The 11,374-nt window shown below is 63.1% G+C and carries 8 protein-coding genes and 1 pseudogene; 3 read left to right on the top strand and 6 right to left on the bottom strand.

Features of this window, described 5'->3' with window-relative positions; all coding sequences use genetic code 11:
• Positions 1-189 precede the first annotated feature (189 nt).
• Positions 190-720: pseudogene (locus JHD82_RS30490) on the top strand (glycosyltransferase family 4 protein); the annotation flags it as partial.
• A 24-nt stretch (positions 721-744) separates the two neighbouring features.
• Here JHD82_RS30490 and JHD82_RS20575 read toward each other — a convergent pair.
• The 3 genes from JHD82_RS20575 to metK form a co-directional block, all read right to left on the bottom strand.
• On the bottom strand, positions 745-2,574 hold the full coding sequence (locus JHD82_RS20575) for a glycosyltransferase (protein WP_199138472.1): 1,830 nt from the start codon (positions 2,572-2,574) through the stop codon (positions 745-747).
• 11 nt (positions 2,575-2,585) lie between these two features.
• Positions 2,586-4,595 (bottom strand): tetratricopeptide repeat protein, encoded by a 2,010-nt coding sequence (locus tag JHD82_RS20570; RefSeq protein ID WP_199138469.1) that lies wholly within the window; start codon positions 4,593-4,595, stop codon positions 2,586-2,588.
• A 243-nt stretch (positions 4,596-4,838) separates the two neighbouring features.
• A complete protein-coding gene (metK, locus tag JHD82_RS20565) occupies positions 4,839-6,020 on the bottom strand; it encodes a methionine adenosyltransferase (RefSeq protein ID WP_012207402.1) in 1,182 nt (393 codons plus the stop codon).
• A gap of 136 nt (positions 6,021-6,156) precedes the next feature.
• Between metK and JHD82_RS20560 the strand changes: the two genes are divergently transcribed.
• A complete protein-coding gene (locus JHD82_RS20560; RefSeq protein WP_097201421.1) occupies positions 6,157-7,008 on the top strand; it encodes a lysophospholipid acyltransferase family protein in 852 nt (283 codons plus the stop codon).
• Positions 7,005-7,871 carry a lysophospholipid acyltransferase family protein gene (locus JHD82_RS20555; RefSeq protein ID WP_012207400.1) on the top strand — a complete coding sequence of 289 codons (867 nt, stop codon included), beginning with the start codon at positions 7,005-7,007 and terminating at the stop codon, positions 7,869-7,871. The genes JHD82_RS20560 and JHD82_RS20555 overlap by 4 nt, the downstream gene beginning before the upstream one ends.
• Here JHD82_RS20555 and JHD82_RS20550 read toward each other — a convergent pair.
• The 3 genes from JHD82_RS20550 to zwf all read right to left on the bottom strand — a co-directional run bounded on the left by JHD82_RS20550 (position 7,865) and on the right by zwf (position 11,242).
• The gene (locus tag JHD82_RS20550) at positions 7,865-8,776 is read right to left on the bottom strand and encodes an alpha/beta fold hydrolase (protein ID WP_199138467.1); all 912 of its coding nucleotides are present in this window, start codon (positions 8,774-8,776) and stop codon (positions 7,865-7,867) included. The two genes, JHD82_RS20555 and JHD82_RS20550, sit on opposite strands and share 7 nt — an antisense overlap.
• A 45-nt stretch (positions 8,777-8,821) precedes the next feature.
• Positions 8,822-9,574: a ribosome biogenesis GTP-binding protein YihA/YsxC gene (gene yihA / locus JHD82_RS20545; RefSeq protein ID WP_013800744.1), complete on the bottom strand. Its 753-nt coding sequence runs from the start codon at positions 9,572-9,574 to the stop codon at positions 8,822-8,824.
• A gap of 213 nt (positions 9,575-9,787) precedes the next feature.
• Positions 9,788-11,242, bottom strand: a complete 1,455-nt coding sequence (gene zwf / locus JHD82_RS20540) for a glucose-6-phosphate dehydrogenase (RefSeq protein ID WP_012207397.1) — start codon at positions 11,240-11,242, stop codon at positions 9,788-9,790.
• Positions 11,243-11,374 lie beyond the last annotated feature (132 nt).

Below are 11,374 nucleotides of genomic sequence, written 5' to 3'. Positions count from 1 at the left end.
CCCCCCCCCCCCCCCCCCCCCCCCCCCCCCCCCCCCCCCCCCCCCCCCCCCCCCCCCCCCCCCCCCCCCCCCCCCCCCCCCCCCCCCCCCCCCCCCCCCCCCCTTTTCAAGCAGCAGACGGCATACGAGATCAACGTCAGCGTCTCGTGGGCTCGGAGATGTGTATAAGAGACAGGGTATAGCCTATTTGTCGGTACCATAGAGCCACGGAAAAATATCCAACGCCTTGTTGAGGCGTATGGAATGCTACCCAAAGAGGTGCGGCACAATTGGCCTTTGGTGATTGTGGGGGGCAGTGGCTGGAACTCTAGTGCGATTCACTTGTGCCTTGCAAAAGCACGGGCCCAGGGTTGGTTGCAATACATATCTTATGTTGACCAAAGTTGGCTGCCGGCATTGTATGCTGGGGCGCGATTGATGGTCTATCCATCACTTTATGAGGGTTTTGGATTACCTATTGTGGAGGCAATGGCGAGTGGCACCCCAGTGCTCACATCCAACGTTTCCTGCATGCCAGAGATTGCCGGAGGTGCCGCTAGACTGGTGAATCCCTTGAATCTGGAAGAAATGTTATTTGGCCTTCAGGCCTGCCTGACTGATGAACACTGGCAAAGGCAGGCGCGAACCTTAGGGTTGGCGCGATCTGGTCAAATGTCTTGGGCTCAATGCTCTGAGCGAACAATAGAAATTTATGCCAAGGTGGCTCAATTGGTTCAATAAATCAGCGGGAGGGATGAGTGGATTTCACGTATCCCTGCCATGTGCAATACTCAGTAATGAAGATACAGCTACATATCTCACTGCATTGCCCCATGATCTGAAGATTTTCGACCGATTGATTTTTGCAGTATGTAGTGGCAGTGCAACCTCTGCAACCTGTAGTCCCTGTCTGCGCATAAGCAGCAGCGTGCCGACGTCTTGATAGTCAAGCATCGTGGCCTCCGTAGAGGCTGCTACCTCTAATGCTGGACGGTTGTACAACCGGAACCCGGACACAAAATCGCGCAGGCCCAAACCCGTCAACCAGCGAAACCATTGCCACGCGATGCGGCGCGCAAGGCTGTTTTGTTCAGCAAAGTAGGCAACGACCATGTCTGCCTTCTGGCGCACGGCCAGAAGTGCGGGAAGTTCCTCCACCTCGTAGCGGCCCTCGGCGTCGATGGTGACGACGGTCTGGAAGCCATGGGTCTGCGCGTAGCGCAATCCTGTCTGCAAACTGCCCCAATTGGTCATGGCCAGCAAAGGGCGCAGCACCCGGGCGCCGCATTGCTCGGCTTCATGGCAGGTGGCATCGGTGCTGCGATTGTCCACGACAAGCACGGTTGCATCGACCAGAGCATGGACCCTGCGGATGAGATGGGTTATTTCGGCCTCGTTGTTGCGCGTGGAAATGACGACCAGCAGGTCCTGGCCCACTCTGGCCGGGCGGTTGTCGGGTGCCAGGCTGCGATAGTGACGCGCCACACTGCGCTCACAGGGGCCAATGCTGAAAAACCGATGCAAGGCCTTATGGCCTGATTGGCCCAGGCGCTGCCTCAGCTCTTTGTCGTGCTGCAGGCGAGCAATGCTGCTGCGCCAGGCATCGATGTCTTCAAAGGGCACATGCAGGCCGGCGTGGGCATGGCCGACCACCCAGGGCATGCCCGAGCCGGGAAGGTCGGTGACCAGGCAGGGTTTGGCGTGCAGCATGGCCTCCAGCAATACGATGCCGAAAGCTTCCGTGCGTTCGCGTGAGGCAAGGCAGAAGATGTCGCACTCTGCAAACAAGGCATGTTTTTCCTCGTCTGACACCGAGCCCACCAGTCGCACACAGGCCTGTCTGCCCTCGGGAGTGCGTTGGCGTATCAGGTCTTCCAGGGATGCACGTAGTTCGCCTTCTCCCGCAATCAGCAGTTCCACGCCGGGCATGGCCGAGACGGCTAGGATCAGGGTCTCGAAGCCTTTGTAGTACGTCAACCGTCCTATGGACAACAGGCGCAACCGGGTGTCGGGCCGCCAGCCTTGACCGTGTTGCAGCGGTGCTGGTTCAGGAATGGTTTCGAGGTTCAGGCCCAGCGGGACGATCTCGCATTTGCTGCGCCAGGTACGTAGGGCATTGCTGGCCTCAAGATAGGGTGGCGACGTTGCGAATACCTGTTGAGCGCGTTCCAGCAAGGCCTGCTCGAACGGCCGGTACAGCATGTAGGCCAATGCCACGGACCACTTGATGTTGGACACCACCACATCGGAGTGCCAGTGGATGACCCAGGGCACGCGCCGCGCGATGGGCAGGGTCAGTGCCCAAAGCGCCGAGTTGTTGGGCAGATGCAGGTGCAGTACGTCGGGCTGAATGCGTTCGATGGCGCGGCCCAGTGCGCGCCGGAATCCCATGGCCATGGGGGCATAGACCAGATTGAATTGAACGGGCACGCGTTCCAGCCAGGCGGGATCATCCGGCTCCGGATCACCATGGACCAGGGCATGGGCATCGACACCCTGGCGTCGTTGCTCGTGTATCAGGTCGGCCAGAAAGACTTCCATGCCGCCCCGGTAGGGAGGGAAGAATTTACCGACGTGAAGTATGCGCAGGGCCATTGCAGAGGGCCTTACTTCGCTGGCTGGGGTTTTGCCGCCGACTGTTGGCTCAACTGGTTACGGATTTGCCTATATTGCGGATTTTGAGGCTCCCGCCGAATGGCCTGGTCCAAGTATTTCAGGGCTTCAGTCAGATTTCCTTGGCCGTGATAGGCCATGGCAAGACCGTACAGCGCAGGTGCGCTGGGGTCGCGGGCTACCAGCGGTTTGAGTAATTCCTTGGCTTGGGCACTTTCGCCCTTGCCAATCAAGGCCAGACCCATCCCGACAATCAATCGAGGGGCGCTAGGCGAGGTTTTCAGCAGAATTTGAAAGTCATCAAGGGCTACCTGATATTGCTGAGCCCCGATGGCTGTTTCTGCGCGCTTGAGGCGAAGGGTTTGCTCCATCTGCTTGGCGCTGGCAGTATCTTCCGCAGGCGCTGAGAGTGCTTTGGTGTATTCCTGGAGTGCTTCGCGAGGTTGGCCCAGGGCCAAAAGCGCCTCGGCTTTTTGGTAATGCAGAGCTTGGCCGTTGAAGCCCTTTGATTGCGCTGCCCAGAAGGCATTCAGGGCTTCGGAGAATTTCTTCTGCTGAGAAAGCACAGCACCCATGTTGAACAGCGCATTGCCTCCCAGGTCTCCAAGTGCGTTGGCCGTGGCGAAGTCCTGCAGCGCCTGGTCGAGCATGCCCTTGTCTGCGTGTGCTGTTCCTACGTTCAGGAAGGCACGGCCACGTCCCACGGCATTGGCGGGGGCTTTTTTGTCGATTTTTTCAGCGGCATCGGCCCAGGATGTGCCTACATCCTGAAGAGAGAGCACGCGTTCGAAAGCCAGGGCTCCGAACACCACGCCGATGACGATGCCTGCGATGTAGATGGTGCGTGGTTTGACACCTGTCAGAGCAATGGCCACCAACCCCGGAATGGCCACCGCCCACAGGTAGCTGCGGTACAGCACGAAGGGGTCCTGCAGCCAGACTGTGGCGAATTCAGTGGCATACCAGAGAAGGGGAAACAGAATGCAGAGGGCGACGAGGCCGATGACGCCAGGGCGCTTGATCAATGCCCAGATGGCGCAGCCCAGCACGGTGAGATAGCCCATGGCTCCGGCAAGGTGCCATATCGATCCAAAGCCCAGGGGAAATGCCGGTCTCAGGTCGATGGACATCCAACCCACATATGGAACGATCCACAGAAATCCATAGGCAAAAAACAGGGCCGCTTCATTGAGGATGCTCAGGGGATAGATCTGTGAGGTGATTCCGGGCCGAAGGGCTTCTAATTGTCTTGCATAGCCTTGGGATTGCTCGTCGAAAATCTGACCCACCAGACTGCCGAAGAAATGAAAGACGGCAGCCGAGGCAATGGCCAGCAGCATCAAGGCCACTCCCACAATGACCATGGCCGCCTTCATGCCGGGGCGCCTGACAAAAATGTAAAGCGGCACCACCATGGCGACTGTCAGAAACGCATGCTCCTTGGACAGTACGGCAAGCACATAGCAGATCAATGCCGTGGCATGCCAGAGAGCGCGCCCGCTCTGAAGCCCGCGCACAAAGGCCCAGCATGCCAGCACCGCGAACAGCGTTGCCATGACGATGGAGCGCTGCACCAGGTATCCAACGGCGTAGACCGCGACGGGGTTCAGTGCAAAAAGGATCAGGCCCAACTGCAGGGCTGCATCGCGCGACGCGAGGAAATGGGGCTGCTCTTCGATGTCATGCGGAAAGTGCGTCTGCGTCAGCAGGGCCTTGAACAGTGCATACAAAGCTGCCACGGTCGCGAGATGCAAGGCGATATTGAAGACGCGCTGCTTCCACCAGCCGGCTCCAAAGAGCTGTTCGATCCAGACGAAGCTGCCATACGATAGCGTGCGCTGTTTGAAGTCCAGCAGGCTGCCGTAGTTGCCGAAAATGGTTGCATCCGCCAGACGTATATCGTCAAACAGCAGCCCGTTGTTCAGGCCGGGCAGATAAACCCCCGATATGGCCAGCGCAAGAAGGGCACTGAAGCAGTAAATCGCTTTGTAGGAGGCAGCCATCGCTTTTTGCCTTGTCTTGTCTTGGATGTGGCAGAGCTTGAGGTTGCCTTGCAGATTGCCTCTCTTGTGGAAAGGTGCAGTCAGTTTATCGGCCGTTAAACCCGATTACTTTGCCTGTTGCGCCAGTTTGGTGCGAGTATTGCGAGAAGGCCTGCGATGAAAAAAGCCCCATGTGCGGCACAGCGCAACATGGGGCCAAAGGCCATCCGTTAGATGGGCGCACGAGCGCCCCTGGCATTTTGCTTACAGGCCGGCCGCAGCGCGCAGCACGGCTGCCTTGTCCGTCCGCTCCCAGGTGAACTCGGGCTCTTCACGGCCGAAGTGGCCGTAGGCGGCGGTCTTGCTGTAGATGGGGCGCAGCAGGTCCAGCATCTGGATGATGCCCTTGGGACGCAGGTCGAAATGCGCGGCCACCAGCTTGGCAATCTCGGCGTCGGGGATGACGCCCGTGCCTTCGGTGTAGACCGTGATGTTCATCGGGCGTGCCACGCCGATAGCGTAGGCCACCTGGATCTGGCACTGGCGCGCCAGGCCGGCGGCCACGATGTTCTTGGCCACGTAGCGCGCGGCGTAGGCGGCGCTGCGGTCCACCTTGGTCGGGTCTTTGCCGCTGAAGGCGCCGCCACCATGGGGGCAGGCACCGCCGTAGGTGTCGACGATGATCTTGCGGCCGGTCAGGCCGCAATCGCCCTGGGGGCCGCCGACAACGAAGCGGCCCGTGGGGTTGATCAGGTACTTCGTGTCCTGCAGCCACTCGGAGGGCAGCACGGGCTTGATGATTTCCTCGATGATGGCTTCGGTGAAGCTGGCCTTCATCTTCGTGGCGGTTTCCGACTGGTCGGGGCTGTGCTGGGTGGACAGCACCACGGTGTCGATGCTGTGGGGCTTGCCGTCCACGTAGCGCATGGTCACCTGGCTTTTGGCGTCAGGACGCAGGAAGGGCAGGCGGCCGTCCTTGCGCAGCTGGGCCTGGCGCTCGACAAGGCGGTGCGCATAGTAGATGGGCGCGGGCATCAGCTCGGGCGTCTCGTCGCAGGCGTAGCCGAACATCAGGCCCTGGTCTCCGGCGCCGGTGTTGAGCTCGTCATCGCTGGCCTTGTCCACGCCCTGGGCGATGTCCTGGCTTTGCTTGTCGTAGGCCACGAGCACGGCGCAGCCCTTGTAGTCGATGCCGTAGTCGGTGTTGTCGTAGCCGATGCGCTTGATGGTGTCGCGTGCGACCTGGATGTAGTCGACGTTTGCGCCGGTGGTGATCTCACCTGCCAAAACCACCAGGCCCGTGTTGGTCAGCGTCTCGGCCGCCACGCGGCTGTACGGGTCTTGGGCGAAAATGGCGTCCAGGATCGCGTCAGAGATCTGGTCAGCCACCTTGTCCGGATGGCCTTCAGAGACGGATTCCGAGGTGAAAAGAAAGTCGTTCGCCATATGAATAAACTCCTTGGTTGCAGCTTTTTTGCTGGGCGCTGCCCAAGCTGCAGGAGCTCTGGCGAACGCTTTAGCAGAAATTGTTTAACGTCGCTCTGCAAGTTGCTCAGTTAACTCAGCGACACCCATCATTTTAATGCCATCCCTGTTCCGACTGTTTGCTGCACTGCCTTTGTGGCTATTGCACCCCCTTGGCGCGCTCATGGGCTGGGTGGCGTTCGCCGCTTCGGCCACGTACCGGCGCCGCTTTCTGGCCAACGCCCGGCAGGCCGGCTACGGCCTGGGCGCCGTGGCGCCGGCCGTGGGACACGCGGGGCGCATGGTGGCGGAGCTGCCGCGCATGTGGATGGGCAGGCAGCCGAGCTGCGAGATGCACAACGAGGAATGCGTGCGCCGGGCCTACGCTGCCGGGCGCGGCATCATCTTTCTGACGCCGCACCTGGGCTGCTTCGAGCTGTCAGTGCAGCATGCGGCGCGGCAATGGTCGGCCGAGCATGGCGAGATCACCATTCTCTACCGCCCCGCGCGCCAGCCCTGGCTGGCCCGTGTCATGGAGACGGCGCGCAACCGCCCCGGCGTGCAGGCCGTGCCGACCACGCTGGCCGGCGTGCGGCAGATGATCAAGGCGCTGCGCAAGGGCGCGGCTGTGGGGCTGCTGCCCGACCAGGTTCCGCCCGAGGGGCAGGGCGTCTGGTCGCCGTTCTTCGGCCGTGATGCCTATACGATGACGCTGGCGGCGCGCCTGGCGTTGCAGACGGGGGCCGCGGTGATCGTGGCCCGTTGTGAGCGCTTGTCCTGGGGGCGGGGCTATGCGCTGTATCTTGAGGAGTTGCCCGTGCCCTTGTCCGAGAATCTGGAAGCTGCGGTGCAGCAGATCAACGAGGCGATGGAACACACCATCCGCCAATGCCCGCAGCAGTACCTGTGGGGCTATGCGCGCTACAAGCAGCCGCGCCGTGAAGCAGCTGCCAACGAGGTGCATGCATGAGCGGGCGCATCGGCGTGTGGCTGATGCGGTCGCTGGCTTGGATGCCGCTGCCGTGGCTGCGGGGGCTGGGTGCGTTTCTGGGGCGTGTGCTGTTCGTGCTGGCCGCGCCGCGCCGCAAGGTGGCGCTGCGCAATCTTGCGCTGTGCTTTCCCGAGCTGACCGAGGCGCAGCGCGTGGAGCTGGCGCGCAGCAACTTCATCGTCTTTTGCCAGACCTGGCTGGACCGCAGCTGGCTGTGGGCCGCGCCGCGCGAGGTGGTGGCCGAGCGTGTGAAGCTGCAGGGCGCCGTGCATGAGCTCGATGGCGATACGCCCACCATCCTGTTCGCGCCGCATTTCTACAGCATGGACGCGGGTGGCCTGGCGCTGCCTCTGCACACCACGCGGCCCTTCACCTCGATTTTCTCCACCCATCCGGACCCTGCGGTCGATGAGTGGTTCATGTCGGGGCGCCAGCGCTTTGGCGACGTGCGCATGCTCAACCGCGCCGACGGGGTCAAGCCCATCATCTCCAGCCTGCGCAAGGGCGGGCTGCTGTACCTTTTGCCCGACATGGACTTCGGCCGCAACGACTCGGTCTTCGTGCCCTTCTTCGGCGTGAACGCGGCCACCATCCCCTCGCTGTCGCGCTTTGCACGCCTGGGCCGGGCCAAGGTGCTGGGCATGTATACGCGCATGACGCCCACGGGCTACGTGGCCGAGATCACGCCGGCCTGGACGGACTTTCCCACCGACGATGCCGAGGCCGACACGGCACGCATGAACCGCGAGTTGGAAGCGGCGATTCGCACCATGCCCGACCAGTACTACTGGGTGCACAGGCGCTTCAAGACCCGGCCCGAGGGCGAGCCCTCGGTCTACTGAACGGGGCGGGACAGGAACTGCTCCAGCGCTTGCCGCACCGCATCGGGCTGCTCGTGCACGACCCAGTGCGAAGTGCCTGCCAGGTGCTGCACCGTCAGGCGCGGCACCCACGGCTCCAGGCCTTCGACCAGGGCAGGTTGCAGCGCCGGGTCGCTGTCGCCCCAAAGCACATGCGTGGGGACGCCGATGTCCAGCATCTCGGGCGGCAGCCTCAGGTTGCGCAGTGCGTCGGCTGAGTCCGGGTCTTCGGGCCGGGGCGGCACCAGGGGACTGGCGCCGTAGTAGTGGCAGGAGCCTTGCACGCCCAGGTCCCAGTGCTCGCGGTAGCGCTGCTGCAATTGCGGCGTGAGCCAGCCGGGCAACTCGCCCTGCGGTGTGCGGAAAAATCCCAGCATGCGCTGCCAGTTGTTGTCGGCCAGCAGGGCGGGCGCGTCGGGGCGGCGCAGGAAATGCATGTACTGGCTTGCGGCCTGCTGCACGGGGTTGTCCAGCAACTCGCGCAGAAAGGCGCCTGGATGCGGGGCGTTGAGGATCATCAGCCGCTGCATCAGCCCGGGATGGCGATTGGCCAGACCCCAGGCCAGGGCCCCTCCCCAGTCGTGGGCGATCACGCAGGCTGCGGGTGCGCCAGGGCTTTCGATGGCGATCAGCGCCGCCAGATCCTGCAGCAGGTGCTTGGCCTTGTACTGCTCCACGCCGGCCGGCTGGCTGGAGCGGCCAAAGCCCCGCAGATCGGGGGCGACGCAACGCCATTGCGTGCCGAACTGCTCCAGCATGCCTTCCCAGATGAAGCTGCCCTCGGGAAAGCCGTGCAGGAACAGCAGCAACGGCCGGCCGGGTTCGCCGCTGACGCGGCAGTGCAGATGGGTGCCGTGAGGCAGCTCGCGAATGCAGGTGGTCACCATGTTGCGCTCCTTGCGGGGCGCTGGCTACACGAGCGCCTCCGGGCGCTAATCTTGGGGGCTGTCGCTCTCGCCGGGCGTCGCGGCTGCGACGTCCGCCTGCGGTGCAGCCGCTGCCGGCTGGGCCAGCCCTTCGGGATGGCTCCAGTGCCACAGCAGCTGGGCCACCTCGTCCACACCCTGCTTCTTCAGCGCGGAGAACATGCGCACCTCGCCACCGCCGGCATTGAGCCGCGTGATGGACAGCACCTTGGCCTGCTCGGCGCGCGTGAGCTTGTCTGCCTTGGTCAGCAGCACGAGGAACTTCAGGCCCTCCTGCACGCGCGGGCGCAGGGCATCGAGCAAGGCTTCGTCGAGTTCGGTCAGGCCCAGTCGCGGATCGCACAGCAGCACGATGCCCGTCAGGCTCTCGCGGCTGACCAGATAGTTCAGCATCACGCGCTGCCAGCGCTGCTTGTCCGTGCGCGACACGGCGGCGTAGCCGTAGCCGGGCAGATCGGCCAGCACGGCGTCGGTCACGCCCTGTTTGCCCAGGGAGAACAGGTTGATGTGCTGCGTGCGGCCGGGCTTCTTGGAGGCGAAGGCCAGCTGCTTTTGCTGCGTCAGCGTGTTGATGCAGGTGGACTTGCCGGCATTGGAGCGGCCCACGAACGCGATCTCGGGCACATCGACCTTGGGAAGATGGTGCAGTTGCGCAGCCGTCGTCAAAAAGCGCGTCGTGTGCATCCATCCCATGGCGAGCTTGGGATCGATCAGGGAGGAAGTGGGGGCGGCATCGGCAGCCGGCGCAGCAGGATTCATGGTGTGGTCAGTCTCTCGGGGCCTCATTGTAGGTTCCCCCATGATCCAGCGCCCCCCGCGGGCTATAGGCAACGGTGCTGACAGAGCGCGGCGCATGAAACTGGCGCACTCCAAAGTCAGGGACAGCGAGGAAGGGCCGCCCCGCCCCGAGGCTGTCGTCCCCCTCCCGCGCAGCGAGAGAGGGGGAAGGCGCGCAGCGCCTCAGGGGGAGCCTCAAACCTCCTCGCTCCAGCAAAACCCATCCCGCGCAATCATGGCGCTGGCCGCGCTGGGCCCCCAACTGCCAGCCGCGTAGCCGCGCGGCCCGGAGAGATCGTTGCGCCAGTGCTGCAGTATGGGTTCCACCCAGCGCCAGGCCTGTTCCTGCTCGTCGCTGCGCACGAACAGGTTCAGCCGCCCGGCGATCACGTCCAGCAGCAGGCGCTCGTAGGCGCCCACGCGCTTGGCGCCGAAGCGCTGGTCGAAGTCCAGGTTCAGGTGCACGGGAGCCAGCGAAGGCTCGGCCTGCTGCTGGGTGGCGCCCTGGGCCAGCAGATGCAGCTCCAGGCCGTCCTTGGGCTGCAGGTTGATGACCAGCCGGTTGGCTTCGGACAGGGGCGAGCGGAAGATGGGATGGGGCACGGGCCGGAAGTTCACGACGATGCGCGCATCCCGTCCTGCCAGCCGCTTGCCGGTGCGGATGTAGAAGGGCACGCCGGCCCAGCGCCAGTTGCAGATCTCGGTGCGCAGGGCGACGAAGGTCTCGGTCTGGCTGCCGGCCGCCACGCCTTTCTCTTGCTGGTAGGCGGGCACGGGCTGGCCCTGGCTGGCGCCGGCCAGATACTGGCCGCGCACCACGTGCTGGCTCAGGGTTTCCGGCGTCCAGGGCTTGAGCGACTGCAGCACCTTGAGCTTTTCGTCGCGGATGGCGTGGGCCGAGGCGTTGATCGGCGGCTCCATGCCGATGGCGCACAGCAGTTGCAGGGCATGGTTTTGCACCATGTCGCGCAGCGCGCCGGTCTGGTCGTAGAAGGCGCCCCGGCTTTCCACGCCCAGTTCCTCGGCAATGGTGATCTGGATGTTGGCAATGGTCTCGCGCCGCCACAGCGGCTCGAACAGTGCGTTGCCAAAGCGCAGGGCCAGCAGGTTCTGGACCGAGGGCTTGCCCAGGTAGTGGTCTATGCGAAACACCTGCTCTTCGCGCAGGACCTTGCGCAGCGTGGCGTTGATGGCCTGGTTGGAGGCCAGGTCGTGGCCCAGCGGCTTTTCCAGCACCACGCGCGTCTGCGGGCCATTCAGGCCCACGGCGGCAATCTGCTCGCAGACCGTGGTGAACAGGCTGGGCGCAGTGGCCAGGTACATCACCACCGTCTCGGCGCCGCGCGTGTTCAGCGCCGTGGCCAGGCGCTCGTAGTCGGCGGGTTGCGACAGGTCCATGCGCAGGTAGTGCAGCAGGGCCGCGAAACGCGAGAACTCCTCTGGACTGGGGCGCTTGGACAGTTCCACCTTTTCGAAGCGGCCCTGGATGAGCGCGCGGTACTGGTCATCACTCAGATCATCGCGACCCACGCACAGGATGCGTCCCCCCTCGGGGAGGGTGCCGTGGCGGAACGCCTGGAACAGCGCGGGCATGAGCTTGCGCCATGCGAGATCACCCGTGCCACCGAACAAAACCAGATCGAAACCCATGCTGTCTCCACAAGTTGATGTGTCTATTTTTGGTAACTTGGTTACCAAAATTTTGAAGAATCGGATAAATTATAGGAAGATATTGAGGTTTTGTTCCAGAGATGTGTTGTCGATTTGGTAATCAGATTACTT

It is taken from the genome of Delftia sp. ASV31 (assembly GCF_016428765.1).
Classification (GTDB): Bacteria; Pseudomonadota; Gammaproteobacteria; order Burkholderiales; family Burkholderiaceae_C; genus Comamonas; species Comamonas acidovorans.
Note: the sequence above shows the minus strand (reverse complement) of the source record. Positions and strands in the feature narration are given on the sequence as shown.

What these genes read in the sequence shown, in the direction of transcription:
- JHD82_RS20575 (WP_199138472.1), bottom strand. Translation starts at nt 2,574, where the DNA reads ATGGCCCTGCGCATACTTCACGTCGGTAAATTCTTCCCTCCCTACCGG.
- JHD82_RS20570 (WP_199138469.1), bottom strand. Translation starts at nt 4,595, where the DNA reads ATGGCTGCCTCCTACAAAGCGATTTACTGCTTCAGTGCCCTTCTTGCG.
- metK (WP_012207402.1), bottom strand. Translation starts at nt 6,020, where the DNA reads ATGGCGAACGACTTTCTTTTCACCTCGGAATCCGTCTCTGAAGGCCAT.
- JHD82_RS20560 (WP_097201421.1), top strand. Translation starts at nt 6,157, where the DNA reads ATGCCATCCCTGTTCCGACTGTTTGCTGCACTGCCTTTGTGGCTATTG.
- JHD82_RS20555 (WP_012207400.1), top strand. Translation starts at nt 7,005, where the DNA reads ATGAGCGGGCGCATCGGCGTGTGGCTGATGCGGTCGCTGGCTTGGATG.
- JHD82_RS20550 (WP_199138467.1), bottom strand. Translation starts at nt 8,776, where the DNA reads ATGGTGACCACCTGCATTCGCGAGCTGCCTCACGGCACCCATCTGCAC.
- yihA (WP_013800744.1), bottom strand. Translation starts at nt 9,574, where the DNA reads ATGAATCCTGCTGCGCCGGCTGCCGATGCCGCCCCCACTTCCTCCCTG.
- zwf (WP_012207397.1), bottom strand. Translation starts at nt 11,242, where the DNA reads ATGGGTTTCGATCTGGTTTTGTTCGGTGGCACGGGTGATCTCGCATGG.